This window comes from Marinomonas sp. 5E14-1, from assembly GCF_039939215.1.
Taxonomy (GTDB): Bacteria; Pseudomonadota; Gammaproteobacteria; order Pseudomonadales; family Marinomonadaceae; genus Marinomonas.
This window is the reverse complement of record NZ_JBDXMW010000008.1, coordinates 47,556-67,822: the sequence shown is the minus strand read 5'-3', so window position 1 is coordinate 67,822 and position 20,267 is coordinate 47,556. Positions and strand designations below refer to the sequence as shown.

The 20,267-nt window shown below is 41.6% G+C and carries 20 protein-coding genes; 10 read left to right on the top strand and 10 right to left on the bottom strand.

The features are described from left to right. Positions 1-12: 12 nt before the first annotated feature. From ABFY09_RS09020 to ABFY09_RS09000, 5 genes are all read left to right on the top strand, one after another. Positions 13-1,371 (top strand): sigma-54 dependent transcriptional regulator, encoded by a 1,359-nt coding sequence (locus ABFY09_RS09020; RefSeq protein ID WP_347983980.1) that lies wholly within the window; start codon positions 13-15, stop codon positions 1,369-1,371. 212 nt (positions 1,372-1,583) lie between these two features. Next, on the top strand, positions 1,584-2,318 hold the full coding sequence (locus tag ABFY09_RS09015; RefSeq protein WP_347983979.1) for a GGDEF domain-containing protein: 735 nt from the start codon (positions 1,584-1,586) through the stop codon (positions 2,316-2,318). 79 nt (positions 2,319-2,397) lie between these two features. After that, positions 2,398-3,156 (top strand): 2-dehydro-3-deoxy-D-gluconate 5-dehydrogenase KduD, encoded by a 759-nt coding sequence (kduD, locus tag ABFY09_RS09010; RefSeq protein ID WP_347983978.1) that lies wholly within the window; start codon positions 2,398-2,400, stop codon positions 3,154-3,156. 248 nt (positions 3,157-3,404) lie between these two features. Further along, a complete protein-coding gene (locus ABFY09_RS09005) occupies positions 3,405-4,382 on the top strand; it encodes a DUF1852 domain-containing protein (RefSeq protein WP_347983977.1) in 978 nt (325 codons plus the stop codon). A gap of 40 nt (positions 4,383-4,422) precedes the next feature. Next, positions 4,423-5,463, top strand: a complete 1,041-nt coding sequence (locus tag ABFY09_RS09000) for a methionine synthase (protein ID WP_347983976.1) — start codon at positions 4,423-4,425, stop codon at positions 5,461-5,463. Between the two features lie 84 nt (positions 5,464-5,547). On the opposite strand, the gene ABFY09_RS08995 is transcribed toward ABFY09_RS09000, so the two are convergent. The 4 genes from ABFY09_RS08995 to ABFY09_RS08980 all read right to left on the bottom strand — a co-directional run bounded on the left by ABFY09_RS08995 (position 5,548) and on the right by ABFY09_RS08980 (position 11,391). Further along, positions 5,548-7,161 (bottom strand): TRAP transporter large permease subunit, encoded by a 1,614-nt coding sequence (locus tag ABFY09_RS08995; protein ID WP_347983975.1) that lies wholly within the window; start codon positions 7,159-7,161, stop codon positions 5,548-5,550. A gap of 15 nt (positions 7,162-7,176) precedes the next feature. Then, on the bottom strand, positions 7,177-7,854 hold the full coding sequence (locus ABFY09_RS08990) for a TRAP transporter small permease (RefSeq protein WP_347983974.1): 678 nt from the start codon (positions 7,852-7,854) through the stop codon (positions 7,177-7,179). A 170-nt stretch (positions 7,855-8,024) separates the two neighbouring features. After that, entirely contained in the window at positions 8,025-9,017 is a 993-nt protein-coding gene (locus tag ABFY09_RS08985) for a TRAP transporter substrate-binding protein (protein WP_347983973.1), read from the bottom strand. A gap of 298 nt (positions 9,018-9,315) precedes the next feature. Further along, positions 9,316-11,391: a GNAT family N-acetyltransferase gene (locus ABFY09_RS08980; protein WP_347983972.1), complete on the bottom strand. Its 2,076-nt coding sequence runs from the start codon at positions 11,389-11,391 to the stop codon at positions 9,316-9,318. 421 nt (positions 11,392-11,812) lie between these two features. Between ABFY09_RS08980 and ABFY09_RS08975 the strand changes: the two genes are divergently transcribed. Next, positions 11,813-12,073, top strand: coding sequence for a DUF5062 family protein (locus ABFY09_RS08975; protein ID WP_347983971.1), 261 nt, complete (start codon positions 11,813-11,815; stop codon positions 12,071-12,073). A 274-nt stretch (positions 12,074-12,347) separates the two neighbouring features. On the opposite strand, the gene ABFY09_RS08970 is transcribed toward ABFY09_RS08975, so the two are convergent. Both ABFY09_RS08970 and ABFY09_RS08965 read right to left on the bottom strand, forming a co-directional pair. Beyond that, positions 12,348-13,133, bottom strand: coding sequence for an SDR family NAD(P)-dependent oxidoreductase (locus tag ABFY09_RS08970; RefSeq protein WP_347983970.1), 786 nt, complete (start codon positions 13,131-13,133; stop codon positions 12,348-12,350). Position 13,134: 1 nt separating this feature from the next. Then, positions 13,135-13,518: a DUF393 domain-containing protein gene (locus tag ABFY09_RS08965; RefSeq protein ID WP_347983969.1), complete on the bottom strand. Its 384-nt coding sequence runs from the start codon at positions 13,516-13,518 to the stop codon at positions 13,135-13,137. A gap of 332 nt (positions 13,519-13,850) precedes the next feature. On the opposite strand from ABFY09_RS08965, the gene ABFY09_RS08960 reads away from it, so the two are divergent. Beyond that, entirely contained in the window at positions 13,851-15,227 is a 1,377-nt protein-coding gene (locus tag ABFY09_RS08960) for a glycine--tRNA ligase (RefSeq protein WP_347983968.1), read from the top strand. A gap of 51 nt (positions 15,228-15,278) precedes the next feature. Here ABFY09_RS08960 and ABFY09_RS08955 read toward each other — a convergent pair whose 3' ends face one another. The 3 genes from ABFY09_RS08955 to ABFY09_RS08945 form a co-directional block, all read right to left on the bottom strand. After that, complete coding sequence (locus ABFY09_RS08955) at positions 15,279-16,220, bottom strand: diguanylate cyclase (RefSeq protein ID WP_347983967.1); 942 nt, start codon at positions 16,218-16,220, stop codon at positions 15,279-15,281. Positions 16,221-16,717: 497 nt separating this feature from the next. After that, complete coding sequence (locus ABFY09_RS08950) at positions 16,718-16,966, bottom strand: homocysteine S-methyltransferase family protein (RefSeq protein WP_347983966.1); 249 nt, start codon at positions 16,964-16,966, stop codon at positions 16,718-16,720. Further along, a complete protein-coding gene (locus ABFY09_RS08945) occupies positions 16,944-17,627 on the bottom strand; it encodes a homocysteine S-methyltransferase family protein (RefSeq protein WP_347983965.1) in 684 nt (227 codons plus the stop codon). Before ABFY09_RS08945 ends, ABFY09_RS08950 begins: the two co-directional genes overlap by 23 nt. Positions 17,628-17,849: 222 nt before the next feature. On the opposite strand from ABFY09_RS08945, the gene ABFY09_RS08940 reads away from it, so the two are divergent. The 3 genes from ABFY09_RS08940 (at position 17,850) to ABFY09_RS08930 (ending at position 19,502) form a co-directional block, all read left to right on the top strand. Next, positions 17,850-18,545, top strand: a complete 696-nt coding sequence (locus tag ABFY09_RS08940) for a YafY family protein (protein ID WP_347983964.1) — start codon at positions 17,850-17,852, stop codon at positions 18,543-18,545. 134 nt (positions 18,546-18,679) lie between these two features. Further along, positions 18,680-19,132 carry a GFA family protein gene (locus ABFY09_RS08935; RefSeq protein ID WP_347983963.1) on the top strand — a complete coding sequence of 151 codons (453 nt, stop codon included), beginning with the start codon at positions 18,680-18,682 and terminating at the stop codon, positions 19,130-19,132. A 1-nt stretch (position 19,133) separates the two neighbouring features. Further along, a complete protein-coding gene (locus tag ABFY09_RS08930) occupies positions 19,134-19,502 on the top strand; it encodes a VOC family protein (RefSeq protein WP_347983962.1) in 369 nt (122 codons plus the stop codon). A 37-nt stretch (positions 19,503-19,539) separates the two neighbouring features. Here the strand turns inward: ABFY09_RS08930 and ABFY09_RS08925 are convergent, their stop codons facing one another. Continuing rightward, positions 19,540-20,196 carry a TenA family protein gene (locus ABFY09_RS08925; protein ID WP_347983961.1) on the bottom strand — a complete coding sequence of 219 codons (657 nt, stop codon included), beginning with the start codon at positions 20,194-20,196 and terminating at the stop codon, positions 19,540-19,542. Positions 20,197-20,267: the final 71 nt, after the last annotated feature.

The following is a 20,267-nucleotide window of genomic DNA, read 5'->3' as shown; positions in this document are numbered from 1 at the left end:
AAAGGAAGATTCATGCTAGATAACAAGCAGGTAATATTAATCGATGATGAGCAAGCCGTTCGTATGGCGATCTCTCAAACCTTGCAGCTAGAAGATTTCGAAGTGGCTGAGTTTTCCAGTGCTCAGGGAGTTATTGAACGCCTTTCTCTAGATTTTTCAGGTGTTATTGTCAGTGATATTAACTTACCGGGAAAAAGCGGTTTGGCACTCTTTGAAGAGGTGAAGAAAATTGACGCCGAGATTCCTTTCATTGTCATTACAGGACATGGTGACATCAGCATGGCGGTGAATGCCATTCGTGATGGTGCTTATGACTTTATTGAAAAGCCTTTTTCCAACGAAGATTTTATTGAAGTGGTCAGACGTGCCACAGAGAAGCGCCATTTAACCTTAGAAAACAGAAGTCTACGTCTTGAATTGGTTGCTCAAAATGCACCTGGACCTCGTATTATCGGTAATACGGCTGGCATCCATCGCTTACGTCAAGCGTTATTGCATGTGGCAGATACGGGCGCGGACATTTTAATTCAAGGAGAAACAGGCACAGGAAAGGAATTAGTTGCTCGTTATATTCATGAACACAGCTCTCGCCGAGGTCATGCTTTTGTAGCAATTAACTGCGGTGCTGTGCCGGATTCTATTATGGAATCTGAACTGTTTGGTCATGAAAAAGGTGCTTTTACCGATGCTAAAACTCAACGTATTGGCAAGTTAGAGCATGCCAATGGCGGTACGTTATTTCTTGATGAAATTGAAAGCATGCCCATGTCTATGCAGATTCGCTTATTGCGGGTGTTGGAAGAGCGTCGCTTGGAGCGTTTAGGGTCAAACATGTCGATTGATTTGGACTTGCGTATTTTGGCGGCCACCAAAGTGGACTTAAAAAAATTAAGCGAAGGTGGCACGTTTCGAGAAGATCTTTATTATCGACTGAATGTGGTACGTGTGGATATTCCACCATTACGTGAACGAAAAGATGATATCTCACTGTTATGGCAACACTTTTGTTTGGTGGCGACTGCGCAATATAAGCGTGAATCCGAGCCTCTATCTGCAGCACGAATGCACAGTTTATTGAACTATGAATGGCCGGGTAATGTTCGTGAGTTACGAAATCTTGCTGAACGTTATGTCTTGATGGGGGAAGCAGGGTCTTTTGAGTTTGATGAAATCATCACCAATGAAAATAATCCAGGTGTGATGACCTTACCTGAGCAGATGGAACGTTTTGAGAAAACCTTATTAGAGCAAGAGTTGATGCGTCAAAAAGGTTCTATAAAAGGGACGATGGATGCACTTGGTTTACCGAGAAAAACCCTTTACGACAAAATGCGTAAATATGGCCTAGATAAGGACATATTTAAATTATAACCCTTTGGTTCAAAATATAACTGTAATACAATCAAGGGCATATTTTTCAATGAATACTTTCATTGAGTCGTTTAAAAGCACAGGCGTTTTATAATTGCATTTAAGGTCAAGAAAATGGGCATGAACAGCTTTCCTAAAAAGCGTCATTTCGTGGCGGTCTTATGACACCCTTAATTAGATCTATGCTGCGGAAATTAGGGCGTTTTGGGTTAGTGTCTGTTTTAACTGTTGTGGCTACAGTGTTAGCCTGTCTGATGAATTACCTTCTCGTTAAAGCTTTTGATTTCACTGATGTTTTCTTAGAAGACATCGTGCTGATTACCTGTGTCACATTTACTGTTACACCTCTTTTATCTTGGTTTTTAATTGGCTTATTTTTCAAGATTGATTCTTTGGAAATTAAAATGGCTGAGTTAGCTAGCACAGACAGCTTAACTCAGATGTATAACCGAGGTTATTTCTACCAAGAGAGTAAGCGGATTCTTGCAGAACTATCGGCTACAGCAGACTCACAGGCAGCCAAAGAAACAGTAAATCAATCGGCGGTTTTTTTATTAGATTTAGACAACTTAAAAGAAATTAATGACAAATTGGGGCATGTCGGTGGAGACAATGTCTTAATGGCTTTGAGTTCTATATTGAGTGATTTTATTAAAAAGCCCAATTTGGTTGGGCGTTTTGGTGGTGATGAGTTTGTCGTGTTTTTAAAACAAACTAATTCTGTTGATCTGGCACACTTAACAAACTCTATATTAAAAAACGTTCGTGCGCATGAAGTAGACGTTGAAGGTGAAAACCACCATTTTACTGTAAGTATTGGTGCTGCTTTTATTCATATGAATAATGAAAAGTCTTTAGAAAGAGCCATAAAAATGGCCGACACAGCCCTCTATGAAGTTAAAAAATCGAATCGGAATGGATACGTTATTTATGAGGGAGATAGTTAAAAAGTACGCCCTTTTTTACAGCTAACTCTCGTTATGTAATATTTCTCACCCTGTTTACTTGCACGAGTTAGGAGACACGATGAATAACATGTTTGATCTAAGTGGGAAGGTCGCCATTATTACTGGCTGCAATACAGGGCTAGGACAAGGTATGGCGTTGGCACTTGCGCATGCAGGGGCAGACATCGTGGGTGTAAATAGAAGTGTTCCTTCTGAAACTGCGGCTTTAATAGAAAGAACAGGCCGCCGTTTTCACAGTGTTATCGCAGACATAAGCAAAATTGAGACGGCTGATCTTGCTATAAAAGAAGCCATTTCAACCTTTGGTAAAGTTGACATTTTGGTAAACAACGCTGGCATTATTCGCCGTAATGAGGCGATCGATTTCACGGAACAAGATTGGGATGACGTGATGGACCTGAATGTGAAAATGGTCTTTTTTATGTCTCAAGCTTTTGCGAAACAAATCATCTCTCAGAAAAGTACAGGTAACATCATCAACATTGCGTCTATGTTGTCTTATCAAGGTGGTATTCGAGTCCCTTCTTATACGTCATCAAAAAGCGGTGTTCTTGGTTTAACAAAAGCATTAGCCAATGAATGGGCGCAACAGGGCATTAATGTTAACGCTATTGCACCGGGTTATATGGAAACCAACAATACTGAAGCTTTACGAGCAGACGAGAATCGATCCAGTGAAATACTCGGACGAATTCCAGCTGGTCGTTGGGGCACACCAGAAGACATGGCTGGGCCGATTGTTTTCCTTGCATCCGAAGCGTCACGCTATGTGCATGGTTATACCATTGCAGTGGATGGTGGTTGGTTAGCAAGATAAGAGCTGAGTTTGAGATTCCACTAATTATTGAGCAGAGAGGTCTTTATGAATTGGCTTTTCTGTTCTCTTATTCTAAACGCTGAACTTTTTTAAAAACCTCTCTTCTGAAAACATTTGCCTTCCAAAAAATCTTTTAATTTGAAAATCTGTATTAATTTTACTCACTTTATTTTGAATTTAAATAGTTTTATTCATGATCGTGTTCGAGTCTAGAATAATGACAAAGAATGAGAGATTGGATAAACACCATGAGTAAGAATTTCGCGTTTAAAATTAAGAACATTTGCCTCGATGAAAACTATCAGCCTTCAGAGAGTTCACGTATTACCACTAACTTTGCAAACTTGGCGAGAGGTGAGAATCGCCAACAGAATTTGCGTAATGCTTTAAACATGATTAATAACAGCTTTAATGCCTTGGCCCATTGGGATAACCCCAACGGTGATCGTTATGCTATTGAGCTTGAAATCGTTTCGGTTGATATCGATGTGGAAGGTAATGGTAAAACATTTCCGTCTATTGAGGTGTTAAAGACGAACATTGTTGACCATAAAAACAATGAGAGAATTGAAGGTATTGTTGGCAACAACTTTTCGTCGTATGTACGCGATTATGATTTCAGCATTTTGTTGTCCGAGCACAATAAAGGCCAATCATCTTTTAGTATCCCTGATGATTTTGGTGAATTACATGGCAAGTTGTTTCAATATTTCGTGAACTCGGCCGCTTATAACGCGCATTTTAAAAAGCGGCCAGTTATTTGTTTGAGTGTCTCGGACAACAAAACCTACCATCAGATTGAAAATCAACATCCTGTCTTAGGGGTTGAATATCAACCGAATGATACCTCTTTAACGGAACAATACTTTCAGAAAATGGGGTTGCAGGTACGTTACTTCATGCCGCCAAACAGTGTTGCGCCGTTGGCTTTTTATTTCTTCGGCGACTTATTCAATGATTACACCAATCTTGAATTGATCAGCACCATTAGCACGATGGAGACGTTCCAAAAGATTTATCGACCTGAAATTTATAATGCAAATTCCGTTGCTGGGTCATGTTACCAACCCAATTTGAAGAACTTAGATCATTCATTGACGCATATTATTTATGACCGAGAAGAGCGCAGTCGATTAGGGATTGAGCAAGGGCAGTTTGCCCATGACAACTTCATCAAACCATACCAAGTTGAGCTTGAAAAATGGTCTGCCAATTACGCGCTTTAAGTTGCCAAAGTAGAATGGCTTATATAGGAAGTGACTGATTATGAACACGATTAAAAAAATACTGCTACCGACTTCAACGGCAGGTAGTCTGCCGAAACCTTCTTGGCTTGCTCAGGCGGAAACATTATGGTCGCCGTGGAAATTACAAGCGCAGGAATTAGTGGATGGTAAACAGGATGCACTGCGTGTGTCGCTACAAGAACAGCAACAAGCTGGTATTGATATTGTGAGTGATGGCGAACAAACACGCCAACATTTTGTCACCACTTTTATTGAAAACCTGAATGGCGTCGATTTTGAGAAGCGTAAAACCGTTAAAATTCGCGACCGTTATGATGCCAGTGTACCGACGGTGGTTGGTCCTGTTAGTCGGCAAAAGCCTGTCTTTGTTGAAGATGCAAAATTCTTACGCCAGCAAACTAAAAAACCAATTAAATGGGCGCTACCAGGCCCTATGACAATGATCGACACACTGTATGACGACCACTATAAAAGCCGTGAAAAACTGGCTTGGGAATTCGCCAAAATCCTCAACCAAGAGGCCAAAGAATTAGAAGCGGTTGGTGTGGATATTATCCAATTTGATGAACCGGCTTTTAATGTCTTTTTTGACGAGGTGAATGCTTGGGGCATTGCGTGTTTAGAAAGAGCAATTGAAGGACTTAAGTGTGAAACGGCTGTGCATATTTGTTATGGCTATGGCATTAAAGCGAATACCGATTGGAAGAAAACACTAGGTAATGAATGGCGACAATACGAAGGGGTCTTCCCTAAGTTGCAGAAGTCGAACATCGATATTATTTCTTTAGAGTGTCATAACTCGCATGTACCGATTGATCTGCTGGAACTTGTGCGCGGTAAGAAAATCATGGTGGGCGCCATTGATGTGGCAACGAACACCATTGAAACGCCGGAAGAAGTGGCTGATACACTGAGAAAAGTACTGAAATATGTTGATGCAGACAAGCTTTACCCTTGTACCAATTGTGGTATGGCGCCTTTGCCCCGTGACATTGCCAGAGGCAAACTTAAGGCATTAAGTGCAGGCGCAGAAATCATTCGAAAAGAACTTTCGGCTTAATACCTTGCGAGTACATTGCTTTTTCAGCGAGTAAAAAAACGCCCGATCGGGCGTTTTTATCTTTAAAAATCAATCAACTTTTCTTTATTGGATGATTTCTGGCCCCATGATGCTGTAAGGCAAGGCTGTAGATAGCGCGGGGATGTAGGTCACGAGAATCAAGAACACCATCAAGACAGCAACAAATGGCATAGCAGCTTTTACTACGCGGGCTAAACTCATTCCTGTGATACCAGAAGTCACAAAGAGGTTCAGACCAATCGGCGGTGTGATCATACCGATTTCCATGTTAACCACCATGATGATACCTAGGTGAATCGGGTCAACACCCAGTTCCATCGCAATTGGGAAAACCACTGGCGCAACGATAACCAAAAGACCAGAAGGCTCCATAAACTGACCGCCAATCAACAGCAAAATGTTCACGGCAATCAAGAAAGTGAACCAGTTGAAGCCAACGCCTAGCATCCATTCGGTGATCATTTGCGGAATGCGCTCTGCTGATAAAGTGTGAGCAAACAACAAAGCATTGGCGATAATGAACATCAACATAATGGTGGTTTTTGTGCCTTCTAACATGACTTTACGAGATTCATTACCAAACATAGTTGGGAAGAATTTACGTGTCATAAGAGACAGGTTGCGTCCCCAAATAGGGAAGCCAGCCGCAAGACAAGTCAAGATGGATTCGTCTAATTTACTAGAGCGCTTATAGACATAGAAAATGCTCAACGAGACAGACAGAATTGCGCCCCATGTTGCGCGATCTCCGCCAGTTATGGTTTCGCTTTCTGCCCAAATAAAGAAAGACATAATTTCCCAGATAAGGAAGAAAGAGACACCATAGACAAGCCCGTTAAATCCAACACGAGCATGAGGTGCATCGTCTTCATTGACCCAAGCGTGACCTTGTAATGGCCCCATATCACGGTAGACAAAAAGTGCGATAAACATTGAGTAAACTGCAGCTACTACAGCTGCTTCCGTTGGTGTGAATACACCGCCGTAAATACCGCCCATGATGATAACGATAAGGAACAAGCCCCAACCCGCTTCTTTACCACCACGAATTAGGTTCCCAAAACCTTTCCATTCTTCAGCAGGAAGCTTCTTGATACGAGCAACAACATAAATCGCTAACATCAACATACCGCCAGCCATTAAGCCTGGAATAACCCCAGCCAAGAACATACGACCCACAGAGACGTCAACGGATGCTGCGTAAACCACCATAACGATAGAAGGTGGAATCAGAATCCCCAAAGTCCCTGCGTTGGCAATGATGCCTGCTGCGAATTCTTTTGAGTAACCCACCTGAGTCATGCCCGCGATAGCAATAGTACCAATCGCAACCACAGTGGCTGGAGATGAACCAGATAAGGCTGCGAACATCATACACGCCAAGACAGACGCCATTGCCAAGCCACCACGGAAATGGCCAACACTAGCTATCGCGAAGTTAATCAGGCGTTTTGCCACACCGCCAGTCGACATATAAGACGACGCGATGATGAAGAAAGGAATCGCCAATAAGGTGTAGTGATTACCGACACCAAATAAAGAAATAGCTACAGAAGACAAAGAGTCATGGGAGAAAAAAGTAATGAATAAAATGGACGATAAGCCCAACGTGATACCCACAGGCAAGCCGATAAATAGCAGGGTGAGAACCATAGAAAATAGAATGATTGAATGCACAATAAAGCTCCTGCGTTAGTCTTTTAGTACGTTTTGGTTTTCTTTCACAAGATCTTCGGCTTCATGTCCACTGATCAATCTTGAACGTTTGCCGCGAGCGATGTCGATAAAGGCTTGTAAAGAGCGATAAGTCAGCAGGGCTAAGCTTATCGGTAGAATAACCAGTACTAACCAACGCTGAACGCGTGGGCGTAGGTCAAACATATCTTGTATGAAAATAGGGTAGCGCAGTTCTTCTGTGCCTATGCCGATTTTGAACATCTTCGACCAGTAAGCAATGGCGCCACCATTTACATCAATTCCTAATAGCGCCAACCAAGTAGAATCCAATAGGATTAGGCCATAAAGCATGGCACCAGCTGCGCCGATTAAAGACAGTGTTTTTGCTATACCTTTCGGTACAGCGTTCAAAACGATGTCGACACCAAGGTGCAAATTGGTTTTTATGCCATAACTCATGCCCAATAAAATCAACCATGAAAAAGCAATCGTATTGAACTCAAGTGCTGCATCCCAGCCTGTATTAAATCCATAACGTGCGATAACTTGTCCGAACGACACCGCCATAATGGAAAAAATGACAAGAACGAGTAGGTTTTCTTCTGCTTTGTTCATTGCCTTAGGAAATAAGCGTTCGAGTATCCAAAGAACAAGAATAAAAATACATAAATAAAGATGCGGCCAAAGTGCCATGGGAACTCCTAAATCAAATGCGTCTTAACAGATCAAAGCAGTGAAGGGGAATGTCTGGTGTTTTTGAATCTATCTCACAAAGATGGATATCGAGAAGTCACAGAGTAAAACCACAAAAGCTGACCTTGCTCTAACGCAACAAGGTCAGCTCACTGCTGGGTAGAAAGTGATTAAGCGTCAGCAGCAGCTTGAATCAAATCTTTACCAATATAACGCTCAAACTGCTTCCAAACAGGTGCCATTGCATCCACCCATTCTTGGCGTTGTTCTGGCGTTAAGGTATTAATTTTACCGCCTGCTTTTAGAATATTTGCACGGTTAGCAGCTTCAGCTGCTTTCACGTGTAAGTTTGCTGCTTGAGTCACTTCGTCTGCAATTTGCAAGAATTGCGCGCGATCTTCGTCAGATAGGCTGTCTAGGAATTCAGAAGACGTCATGAACAAGTAAGCCAATAATTGGTGGCTTGTTTCTGTTGTGCTGTCTTGAACTTCGTAGAATTTCTTCGTGTAGATGTTAGACCAAGTGTTTTCTTGACCATCCACAACGCCGGTTTGTAGTGCGCCGTAAACTTCAGAGAACGCCATGGCTTGTGGTGAAGCACCCATTGCATCGATCATCTGTTTTGAAACGTCTGATGTTTGAACTCGGAACTTCATACCTTCTGCATCGCTAGGAACAAGAAGTGGTTTCTTCGCAGAGAAGTATTTCATGCCAGACATCCAGTAGCCTAGACCAACAAAGCCGATGTCGTCTTTCATTGCGTTAAGAAGGTCTTTACCTGCTGGAGTATTGGTAAAACGGATCGCATGATCCATGTCTTTAAAGATGAAAGGTAAGTCAAATACGCCCAGTTTGTCAGTGTAAGAACCAAACTTAGAAAGTGAAGGCGCAAGTAGTTGAACGTCACCTAATAGAAGAGCTTCAAGCTCTTTAGAATCACCAAACAGTGTTGAGTTTGGATAAACTTCTACACACAGCTTACCGTTCATTTCGGTGTTTACACGTTCTGCTAGGCTGTTTGCTGCAACGACTTTAGGGTGAGTGGTACCGCCTGTTACATGGCTGAATTTAACAACGCGCTCGCCTGGATCACAATTGGCGATAGCCGTTCCTGCAGTTAAAGCAAGAGCTAGAGAGGTCAGAGTAAGGCTGATTTTTTTCATTATTATATGACTCCAAAAAACGAATTTATTATTGTTTAGCCGCTTTTCCAGTTTCATCTAGCGCTATCTAAAAAGTTAAACAGCACCTGAAACAAACCATAAAAGCGGATTTGCTTTGGCCCTCAGTCATTACAGGAAACGTGCCAAATGCTTTGTTTTTGTTTCAAGCTTTTGATTTAAAAAGAAAATATTTGTATGTTGGCGCTTTTTTTGTTTGTTAAAATTGGAGAGAAAGCTAAAAAAGGGGGAGATTACACTCATAGGAAAAATCCAAATGGGCGGAATTCCACCCGCATTTTTAAAGAAGCAATTCCCCTACGACCTTCTTCAAATGTTTCTCCACCTGCTTCTTCGTTTTTAGCCCGAAGTGCGTAAAGTCTATTTGGTCATGCGGTTGATTGATGATGCTATTCAAAAAGTTATATTCAGGGTGTGCTTTAGTCAGTTTTTCATTTGCTATCACACTTTGGGCAAGGCGTGTCAGTTGCGCTCGAATGGTTGGATAAGGCCGGTGATGTTGAGTAAATAAGGTAAGGTCGAGTACATCTTTCTGGTTCAGGTCTTCTTTTGTAAGGCTGGTTGTTTGTGTGGACTGAACAAGCTTTTCTACAAGATCGGCTGAGAGGTCTTGGTAATCTCTAGACAAATTGAGATTCGCACAATAATACTGATGCCATAATGAGGCAAGGTCGCTGGCTTTGGCGTGCATGGCTTTGACCATCATTAAGGAATAGCAGCCGCTAGCTTGGTCTTTTCCAGTACCAAGGCGAACAGGGATAAAGCCATTTTTGAGCCAAAAAGCCACCACATCTGCGGTTGCTGCAAAGCTGGTACAAAGAAAATCACATTGTCCTTTGGCGACCTCTTCGATATGACGAATTAACTCACTGGCCAAACCTTTGTTCTGTTGATCCTGTTCTGTGGCAATACGGCTAATTCGCCAATAAGTATATTGCCCTGCGTCTGCTATGCCTTCATGAGCCAATAAAGACTGAGGAATGAGGTGCCCTCGTGGGCGTCGAGTACCTTGCATTACATCAAGGCAAAGTGTATCGGGAAGGTCGCCTTCTTTCGTGATGATAGCCACACTATTTAAAGCATTTCCTTGTAACGACAAAAAGGTGGAAATAGAAGGATCGTCTAATATCCAACGCAAATTATCAGACGAAGTTTGATAGTGAGCACTTACTAAAAGTTGGAAGGTTTGAGCTAATAATTCTGTTTTACTTAGCCACTCCTTGCCTACAAAGTGTTGGTATTCATTCGAAGCTGCTGAATTATGAGTTGTAGCGACTTGGCCGATAGCACCTAAAAAGAAGCAATCATTGATCCAACTTTCCAGTGGGTCATTTCCCCCCCATCGAATCGGCTGCTGTAAAGTAAGCTCTTTTAATGACGGATTAAGTTGTTTCAAGTATTGGCAAAAGCGTATTCCAAAACCTTTTCCAGCGCCTTCGTAACCATAATCTGTGGTGCTGAAAACACAGTGTTTTGCTTTTTGGTTGAGCGCAATGAGCAAGGGCACAGGAATCATCGAAGCTTCATCAACGAATAAATAATCCCATCGGTTTTCATCGGCCAATAACGCATCAGGAGCGAAAAATGGCAAATTCTGGCCTAGATCAATAGAGTGCGCTGTATGCTCAAAGCGAGCTTTCAATGTACTGATAGCCGCTTGATTTGGCGCAGTTACGGCAACTCGTTTTCCCTCTTTCAGTAATTTAGCAATGCTGTCTCCAAGTAAAGTCGATTTACCACGGCCACGAGGAGCAATCAGAATATAAGACTCTGCTTGCTGATCTAGTACGCTGGCTTGAACTGTAGATTGTTCCTGAGTGAGAGGAGCATTTTCATCAACAGATATGAGGGCAGGTAAAGCTGTAATTGTCTTTCGGGTTATCGATTGGAAAGGCGAATTTGGGCTTTCTAAATGACTTAAGAAAAAGCGCTTAAAGCTAGAATCAATTTGCTCTGGTTTATAAGGCCAAGGTAAGTAGCGAGGCAAATCCAGATCCACTAAAGACAGCCAATCATCATTTGGAAGCGCAATAGCAAAGATGCCGTTGCCACGAACTGTTCCAGATAAGATAGCCAATACGCTGGCGGAGATACCTTGAGTTAAATCGACCAATACTGCGTTATGAGTGCTGCCGAGTTCTTGACGGACTTGCTTGAAAGTTCGAGTGAGGAATGGCGTTGATGGGGTCATAAGTGCGTCATAAACGCTGACATCGTAAGAGCAAATGAGCGGGGCGGAAAGCGCTTCACTTAAATGTAAAAAATCTGACAAAACCTCATGAGTTGATCCCTTCAATAAAAAACAGTGGCGATGCTGGTCTACTGAATTGACGGTTGAATTATCAGGTGAATACATAACGTCTCCTTATGATCCCAGTATCATACTGAGATCATAAGGTTGCGCAAATATTATGTGTCGTTTAGCTCGTTTTAAGGTCATCTAGGGCATTCTAAAATGCCTTTTAATTGTTGATAATATTTTTGTCTATAGTTCTGTTTTAATTGATTATCAAGATGGATAGATTGTCGACACTTGTCTCTTTTTACCCTTATCTTTTAGTCGTACATGCCAATACTAAAATAGTTTTTTCCTGCTAGAACACGGTGTTATTGTGTTTTTTGGATTTCTATGACAAGAAAGATTCAGCAACTTCTAAAAAACTGATAGAGTCTGAAACCGAATCCTAATCGCGTTTTTATCCCGTGTGTCGACAATCTTATTGCGTGAGTTGTGCTTCCATAGGCAAGTATTCGATAAGCCAAAAGATGAGGAAAACATGAAAAAAATAAAGAATGAGGCGGCGCTTAGTAAAAAAGCCATCCAAGTTGGTGAAAATTACGCACTGAAACGTGGCTATGATGGCTTCTCTGCAACCATGTCTGCTAATGAAAAAACCGAAGCGATTTATCGTTTGTTAGTATTGGATAAGTTGGTTGTGGCATTACCACCAGATAAAGAAGATTTACCTAGTATGAAGCATAAGTTGGCTTTGTGGATTCAAAAACTCTTACCAAAAGATGATCCTTTGTTGAAGTAAAATCAAAGCAAAGGTTGCATTACTGATTAGAAAAGAAAAAACGCGGCACAAGTATGGCGTGACCCGGTTTCAAATATTAATCATTAAACGCTTCACCCTTCTTCTTTACGTGAAGGTGATGTGTTGTTCTACGGCTCATTTGTTTACGGCAACATTGTCATGGCACTTGAGCAGTTAACGATTAACGAATACCAAGCGACGAAAGCGTCTGATCCAACGCGCCGTTATAGAGCGTGAGTCTTACCTGACCACGCTCGATTAGGAAACCAAGCAATCACCAATTGATTGCTTGGTTATTCCAATCTAAAAATGCCGCATTTCTATTTCCTTCAATGGAGAGCCCTTCAATAGCATTCATCTCAAAAGAATCCATGATGGTTAATAGCTGAGAAGCCACAAACTCAGGTGTAAAGAGCTTGTTTTTAGGTACTGAACGCTGAAAAGGCTTGGATAACGGCGTGTCTGTTGTACCCGGATGAAAAGCGATGAGTTTGACGTTTTTAGCTCTTCTAGCGTATTCGATAGCACTGTTTTGAATCAGCATATTTAGTGCGGCTTTGGAGGCTCGATAACTGTACCAACCACCAGATTTATTGTCTGAAATACTTCCTACGCGAGCGCTGAATAAGGCTACTTGAGTCGCTTCTTTACCTTTTAGCAAAGGCACAAGTTTGCTGAGCCAAAGCATAGGAACCACGGTATTTGCATGGAAAACGGCTTCCAGTTGTTCGGCGTTAATATCTTCTAATTTTTTCTCGGGCATCATGGTTTCGTTATTCTGCTGCGTACCATGCAGAACGCCGTTGCAGATCAGTACTTTCGTGATATTTGGGGAATGTTGACTGATCTGCTGGATGACGTCTTGGATGCTCGACTCGGAATTATCGCAGATGAACCAGCGGACTTTTTTCTCTATTTTGGCTGAGTGGCTATCTTTAGTGGGTAATGACCGGCTTACCGCAAACACACCAAGACAATCTGGGTTTTGCTTGAATTGTGCTATGGCGGCTTGAGCAATAGTACTACCAGCGCCAATGATTAGGGCGTAAAAAGATGACATATTAAAGCTCCTTCTGGCAGGATGTGCAGCGTGGTTTACCAGTGACAAAGGATGAAATAGAGTGGCGATAACGGGCAAAAAATAGGTAGCCAAGATCTGCAAAAAGACGAATCACAGGCCAACGTAACACTTGCATCCATTTGTGTTTTTCAACCAACTTCCAAGCCAAACAAGTAACCTCTAAACCCTTTATCACTTTACCGTTTTGTAGTTGTCCATGAAGTATTTTATCGGCTTGGATTGGGTCAATATGGGGAAAGCGTTCGGAGAAATCAGCGGCGTGAATGTCTTCAAGTATAAGCTTTTTTTTATTATCTAAATCCCGCAGCAGGTTCATTTCTGCTGTGCAAAGTGGGCAATAACCATCATAAAAAATCGTCAGCATGATCAATACTCTATCGTCTTTATTTGTTTAGATCAGAGACTATTGATACGCGACCAAAGGAAAGTTAGATCAAATTTGATTGGATTTATTGATGCGGGTAGAGCGCAAGCAGGTGTAAAATAGTGTATTCATACGAATTATTCTATAAATGCCAGCCTGTTATCGTCTTCTCTTGTGCTTTTTACATAGCTTTACCCTCTATCTGTTAGATGAATCGCCATTGAGCGAAATACGGGCAAAGAGTACAATGTACGGCTATAACGATTGCTTGAACGTAGAATCGCTTGGTTTTACGTCTTTTTTAACGAATTTTGCTTAAGGTGTGTTTAGAAATGCCAGCTAAAACAATGGATGAACTCGTCTCTCTTTGTAAACGTCGTGGATTTATTTTCCAAGGCAGTGAAATCTACGGTGGTATGCAAGGTGCTTACGATTACGGTCCGTTAGGTATTGAATTGAAAAACAACCTAAAAGCCGCTTGGTGGCGCTCAATGGTTTATGAGCGTGATGACGTAGAAGGCTTAGACGCGGCGATTGTTCAAAACAAGCACGTCTACAAATACTCAGGTCACGAAGACACTTTTACCGACCCAATGGTGGATTGCCACGAATGTAAATCACGCATGCGTGCTGACCACATGAAAGACATAAAAGTCTGTGACAATTGTGGTTCAACCAGTGTGACGGAACCTCGTGATTTCAACTTGATGTTCAAAACCAACGTTGGCCCAATGGTTGATGAAGAGTCTTATACTTACCTTCGTCCTGAAACAGCACAAGGTATTTTTACCAACTTCAAAAACGTGGTGGATTCGACATCTCGCAGCTTGCCTTTCGGTATTGCGCAAATTGGTAAATCTTTCCGTAATGAAATCACTCCACGTAACTTTATTTTCCGTGTTCGTGAATTCGAACAAATGGAATTGGAGTTCTTCTGTAAGCCGGGTGAAGATGAAAAATGGCATGAATTCTGGGTCAACACACGCAAACAGTGGTGGTTGGATCAGGGTTTAACCAGTGAAAATATCGAATTTGAATACGTAACAGGTGACGATCTTGCCCATTATTCAAAATCAACTGTGGATATCTTGTACAAGTTTCCACATGGTTTTGAAGAATTAGAAGGTGTTGCTAACCGTACAGATTACGATTTGGGTTCTCACACTAAAGCACAAGAAGAATTCGGTCTTTCTGCAAAAGTGAAGAAAAACGAGCACTCTACGGCTAAGTTAGCCGTTCGTGATTTGGAAGCGAACAAATGGGAAGTGCCTTTCTGTATCGAACCTTCTGCTGGTCTTGACCGAGGTTTGTTGGCGGTTATGACAGAAGCGTATACAGAAGAAGAACTGGAAAACGGCTCGACTCGTACGGTTCTTAAATTTAAGCCACATCTCGCGCCGATCAAAGTCGCTATCATGCCGCTTAAAAAGAACAAGCCAGAAATCGTCGCACTTGCGAAGGAGCTTAAAAACAAGCTTCAGAAGCTGGGTTTGGGTCGTATTCTTTATGAAAACACAGGTAACGTAGGTAAAGGCTACCGTCGTCATGACGAAGTCGGTACACCAATCTGTGTGACAGTCGACTTTGATTCTATTGAAAAAGAAGGCGCACCAGTGACGGTTCGTGACCGCGACACAATGGAGCAAATCGTTGTACCAGCGGCAGAGTTGCCAGCTTATGTGATTAACTACTTTATTAATCAAGATTAATATCTTCGGTTTAATAATCTAGATATTAGAAATCCCTTTAAGGCGAGAGTCTTAAGGGGATTTTTTTGTTTCATCAAATATGTGGCTCTGGTCAAAAGTCTCAAATCTATTTTTGCCTTTTCGCTTTGCCTGATACATTGCAAAGTCCGCTTGTTGTAATAGTTTATTACTCTCTATTTTTTCTGATTGTGGCCAGAATGTGACTCCAATACTTGCGGATAAAACCACATCTTGTCCTTTTAAATTTAATGGTGTGGTGACTGAATTAAGAATTTCATGCAAAGTTTTAAAGTGGTGTAGATCACTTTTATTGGCTTTAAGAATACCGGCAAATTCGTCCCCACCTATTCTTGAAATAATACCTTTTTTATGGAGGCATCTATTAAATCGTGTAGCGATTTCAACAAGTACTTGATCGCCTACATGATGTCCTAGATTGTCATTAACTTGCTTGAAGCCATCTAGGTCTAAGTAAAATACGCAAATTTTATTGTCGCCTAAATCATCTTTCTGAATCGAATCTTCTAATGTTTGAGTAAGGAGTTTTCTATTTGGTAAGTTTGTTAACGGGTCATATAAAGATTCATGTTCCAGTTTATCTCTGTGCAGTCTCTGTTCCGTAATATCTCTTATCATGGCCAAATAAAGTAAAGGTTTTTTGTCATTGCCATAAACTGTTGTAATAGAAAGGTTTTCTAAATAAATCTCTCCATTTTTATGTGTGTTCCATATATCTCCACACCAGTTACCATGAGTTTTTAGTGATGCTGACATCTCATCATAAAACTTCTTATCATGAACACCAGAAGAAAGTATGCTTGGTTTTTTTCCAATAATTTCTTCTCTGCAGTAACCTGTTATCAGCTCGAATTTGGGATTAATGTCGATAACGTTCCTTTGGTCATCCGTCAGCATCACACCATCAGAAGAAAACTGGAATACAATTGAGGGCAGTGTGGATAATGAAAGGGGAGTTTCGATTGGTGTTTTCATCTAAATGAGAAGGTCCAAATAAGGCTGTATTTAAATCTAATCATCAAAGTAATAGGAGTATCCAATTTTTACGTTGTGATTTTGTAATTTCTAAGTTTGATTTTTTGAATTTAGATACAAAAATATACATGTAAAATAAAGAAAATAATAAAGTCCGCGAATTCAACCTCGAAGTGCACCACTCCTAAATATTGTAGTTGGCTTTGGTAAGAGGTGTTTCTTTCATCACCACTTAGATAATGGTGAGGTCATTGTCATTGTCAATGTCAATGTCAATGTGACTCATGATAAGAGCCCAAAAATCATTTCGCAACTAAAGCAACATTCTGCAGTGAGCTTCATTGCTGAGAATTCCAATATGGATTCTGTCATTCCAGCTTAATGATGACAGGCGCATAAGCTTGCAGTCCAAGCTTTTTAATTTATAGATTAGTTTAAGAAAGAACTAAGAGCCTAGCCTGCTAGGTTTTTTAATGCGCTTATTGTGTAGTGTTGTTTTAAAGTTTCTTTTCCCACTCTTGGAGCGCTTTGATGTGACCTGGTTCAATACCGCAGCAACCGCCGATTATGTTGGCGCCAAGGTTGTGCCATTCTTTCGCGTAGTCTAGGTACTCTTCAGGCGATAAATCTCGGGAACCTTGTATATTGAGGTTGGCTTCATGGCCTTGAATTATGGGTTTGAAACTATTGGCGTAAGCGCCTATGTTAAGTGTTTTGGAGTGTTTAGCTAAAACACTTTTCGTCATCAATGATGGCTTGTCTCATGACTTCAGGAATGGAACAGTTGAAGAATATGCCGTCTATATTTTCCCTCAAGTGTGCTTCTTTTAAGAGATGTTCTATGGCATTGGAGACTAACTCGCCTGAACGCAATGTCGCTATTTCGCCTAACTCATCGCTTAGTGTGAAGGCGTAATAACAAGGTTTGTCTGTTCTTTTAAGAACATGAGCAATGGTGGTTGTTTCGGCAATACTGGCGATGGTTTCTGCGATCCATAAATCAACGTGTTCGTCTTGGGCTTCATGCAATGTGGTTAATATGTCATGAGCTTGATCTGCTTCAAATAAGTCAGGACGATAGGAACCAAGAGGTGGCGGAAGTGATCCTGCAACTTGTATTGTTTGATTGGCTTTGGTGGCAACGTTTTTGGCAATGATGGCGGCTTGTGCTGCAAGTGTAGCGCCTTGTTCTTGATAAAGTGTTTTACCAAGATGAAAAGGCACGCAAGCATAGCTGTTAACCGTGATGATTTCAGCGCCTGCATCAATAAAGTTCTGATGAGCTTGAGCAACAAAATCAGGCGCCTCTATCAAAGCTTGCGCGCTCCACAGTGGTTGTGAAAAAGGTGCACCAATGCGCTTGAGTTCACGGCCGATACCGCCATCTAATAGCGTTAATTTTTTCATATTAGTGGTTCATTTTAGAAAGCCCAGTTAATGCTATTCAATCATAATGACAGCTGAAAGATAATGAAATTGGATCATGATTAGGACAGTCTGGATCATAATTGCATCTGTACAGTGACATTGATTCATAGCGTGAAACACTCTAAAAAGGGGTTAGGGTGGCGCCGTAGAGTTTTATTTCAAATATTTGTAGTTTTAAATATCTAAAAAGGGGCAGGTGCTTTGAGTGACGGTGATGTAAAACGATTGTCTCGGTTGTCAGCGATTACAACGCAATTACAGACGAAATCCTTGGTGACGGCGATCGAATTAGCCGAACGCTTTTCGGTCAGTGTACGAACGATTTATCGTGATATTCGAGCCTTGGAAAGTTCAGGCGTGCCGATTTATACGGACGAAGGGAAAGGCTATCGGCTGGTAGACGGTTATCGCTTGCCGCCTATTATGTTTACCGAAAACGAAGCCAATGCCTTGGTGATGGTAGAGCAGTTGGTGTTGCACAACAAAGACGCTTCGCTGGTAAAGTATTACTCCGATGCGATTGATAAAATTAAAGCCTCGCTTAACAGTGACAATAAGGCGAAGGTCAATCTCCTTTCAGAGCGAACGCAATTTAGCCAAATGAAGGCACAAGAAAAAAACAGCGATAATTTATCCATCTTGCAACAAGCGCTGACCAACTTTTTTCTGGTTGATATTGCTTATAAAGATGAAAGCGCTCAACCAACAAACCGGCGTATTGAGCCGTTTGCCTTATTAAACACCAGAAACGGTTGGATTCTTGTGGCTTGGTGTCGTTTACGACAAGACTTTAGAAACTTCCGCCTAGATAGAATACAAACCCTCGATCTACTCACCGACACTTTCACACCTCACAACATGACATTGGAAGACTATTTTCGTCGTTATACAGAATAATTCCCTTCTTATAAAAAAATTCCCTCAACCCCTGACATAGGGCTGTCAGTTGATGTTCGTAGAATGCATTTCGTAAGACATCTGAGTGTTCAAATTATTTATCCGAACACTCTCACTGAATAAGGAACAGCCTAATGTTAAAAGCAAAAGCACGGTGTTTGTGTGGTGCTGTGAACATCACCGCCAATCAGATTAATCCTAAATTTACCGTTTGCCATTGTGACGATTGTCGTGGTTGGGGCGGAGCGCCTTTCTTTGCTGTGCAATGCGGCACAGAGGTGATTATCGAAGGGCAAGATCACATAAAACACTATGATTCATCCGCATGGGCGTCGCGAGGGTTTTGCTCGGATTGCGGCACTCATTTGTTTTATCAGTTGAAGGAAACAGGGGCTTATAACATGCCTGTTGGGATTTTCTCAGATCTGAATGAGATTGAAATGGACATGCAATATTTCAGCGATCAGCGCCCTGATTATTATTGCTTCTCGAACCAAACCAAAGAAATGACCCGAGCTGAGATCATGGCGTATTTTGCGTCTGCTGTGGCTTCTACTTCTGACACTATGACGGATAAGGAATCTTAAAATGAACATGAATTACGTCGTACTGGGTACCAACAACATGCCTGTAGCCGTTCAATTTTACGATGCTTTATTTGAACAGACGAGATTTATGCAAACCTTTGCCACAGACAGAATGACCTATTGGCAAAATGATCAGATGGCCGCGTTTGCACTAGCGATTCCTTTTGATAAAGAAGAAGCGACGAATGGCAATGGCACCATGCTGGGGTTTGGTGTCGACTCTGAGGAAGAGGTCACACGTTTGCATCAAAAAGCCATTGCACTTGGCGGCCGCTGTGACGGAAAACCAAACGTTCGTGGGCCGTTTTTCTCCGCGTATGTAAGGGACTTAGACAATAATAAATTGTGCTTTGGTATTATGACAGTTTGAGAAATCAGCCCCCTAGAGGGGCTACTTCGAGTTCATTTTATTTGATGCTCTGGTAGCAACTATCAAAAAACTGTTTTTCCAAACGGACGGCTTCTTTAAAGTATTGCTGGATGGACTCTTTCTCAGCCTGTGATGCTGAGGAATATGCACTATCAAGTTGAGAACGCAAATGTTCAACGACAGACTCAAAGTAGTCGCCACTGTGTAGGTCTATCCATTCTTGAAAGTAAAAGGGTAGGTCTTTTGCCAGTGATTTGAAATTGTCAGCCCAGCTTAAGTAAGTCCACTCAGCGACACATAAAACGGCAATCATATTAGCGTATTGACCACTTTGTGCGGCTTTTGCCATCAGCATTTGAAAATTCGCACAAGGCTCTAATAGTTGAGGGTTGATGTGCTCTTCGGCTGTTATTCCAAGGGCATCAAATGAGCGTTGAAAGTAGGTATTTTCAGGGCCAGCGATGATGCCAAGAAAAGCCGCTAGAGGTAATCTGTCAGCAAGTGTCGGTGCATGATGTATGGCGCTTGCCGCTAGTTTTACAAAATTATCAATGAAGGTGTAGTCCTGTACTAAATACACTTTCATCTTCTCTAAAGGCAATGTCCCCTTAGCTAACTCTTGGCAAAAATCATGACTAGAGGCGGCTTTCCAGTCATCTACACACAGTTCTTTTAGTTCGGTACTAGGACGCATTATGTTCTCTACTAATGTGAATTGATGACATCTAACTTACTAAATAAAAGGTGGGTTGTCATATCGCAGAT

Bases quoted from the DNA above. Each gene is read 5' to 3' on its own strand.
- ABFY09_RS09020 (WP_347983980.1), top strand. From the start codon at position 13: ATGCTAGATAACAAGCAGGTAATATTAATCGATGATGAGCAAGCCGTT.
- kduD (WP_347983978.1), top strand. From the start codon at position 2,398: ATGAATAACATGTTTGATCTAAGTGGGAAGGTCGCCATTATTACTGGC.
- ABFY09_RS09005 (WP_347983977.1), top strand. From the start codon at position 3,405: ATGAGTAAGAATTTCGCGTTTAAAATTAAGAACATTTGCCTCGATGAA.
- ABFY09_RS09000 (WP_347983976.1), top strand. From the start codon at position 4,423: ATGAACACGATTAAAAAAATACTGCTACCGACTTCAACGGCAGGTAGT.
- ABFY09_RS08990 (WP_347983974.1), bottom strand. From the start codon at position 7,854: ATGGCACTTTGGCCGCATCTTTATTTATGTATTTTTATTCTTGTTCTT.
- ABFY09_RS08985 (WP_347983973.1), bottom strand. From the start codon at position 9,017: ATGAAAAAAATCAGCCTTACTCTGACCTCTCTAGCTCTTGCTTTAACT.
- ABFY09_RS08980 (WP_347983972.1), bottom strand. From the start codon at position 11,391: ATGTATTCACCTGATAATTCAACCGTCAATTCAGTAGACCAGCATCGC.
- ABFY09_RS08975 (WP_347983971.1), top strand. From the start codon at position 11,813: ATGAAAAAAATAAAGAATGAGGCGGCGCTTAGTAAAAAAGCCATCCAA.
- ABFY09_RS08970 (WP_347983970.1), bottom strand. From the start codon at position 13,133: ATGTCATCTTTTTACGCCCTAATCATTGGCGCTGGTAGTACTATTGCT.
- ABFY09_RS08965 (WP_347983969.1), bottom strand. From the start codon at position 13,518: ATGCTGACGATTTTTTATGATGGTTATTGCCCACTTTGCACAGCAGAA.
- ABFY09_RS08960 (WP_347983968.1), top strand. From the start codon at position 13,851: ATGCCAGCTAAAACAATGGATGAACTCGTCTCTCTTTGTAAACGTCGT.
- ABFY09_RS08955 (WP_347983967.1), bottom strand. From the start codon at position 16,220: ATGAAAACACCAATCGAAACTCCCCTTTCATTATCCACACTGCCCTCA.
- ABFY09_RS08950 (WP_347983966.1), bottom strand. From the start codon at position 16,966: ATGACGAAAAGTGTTTTAGCTAAACACTCCAAAACACTTAACATAGGC.
- ABFY09_RS08945 (WP_347983965.1), bottom strand. From the start codon at position 17,627: ATGAAAAAATTAACGCTATTAGATGGCGGTATCGGCCGTGAACTCAAG.
- ABFY09_RS08935 (WP_347983963.1), top strand. From the start codon at position 18,680: ATGTTAAAAGCAAAAGCACGGTGTTTGTGTGGTGCTGTGAACATCACC.
- ABFY09_RS08930 (WP_347983962.1), top strand. From the start codon at position 19,134: ATGAACATGAATTACGTCGTACTGGGTACCAACAACATGCCTGTAGCC.
- ABFY09_RS08925 (WP_347983961.1), bottom strand. From the start codon at position 20,196: ATGCGTCCTAGTACCGAACTAAAAGAACTGTGTGTAGATGACTGGAAA.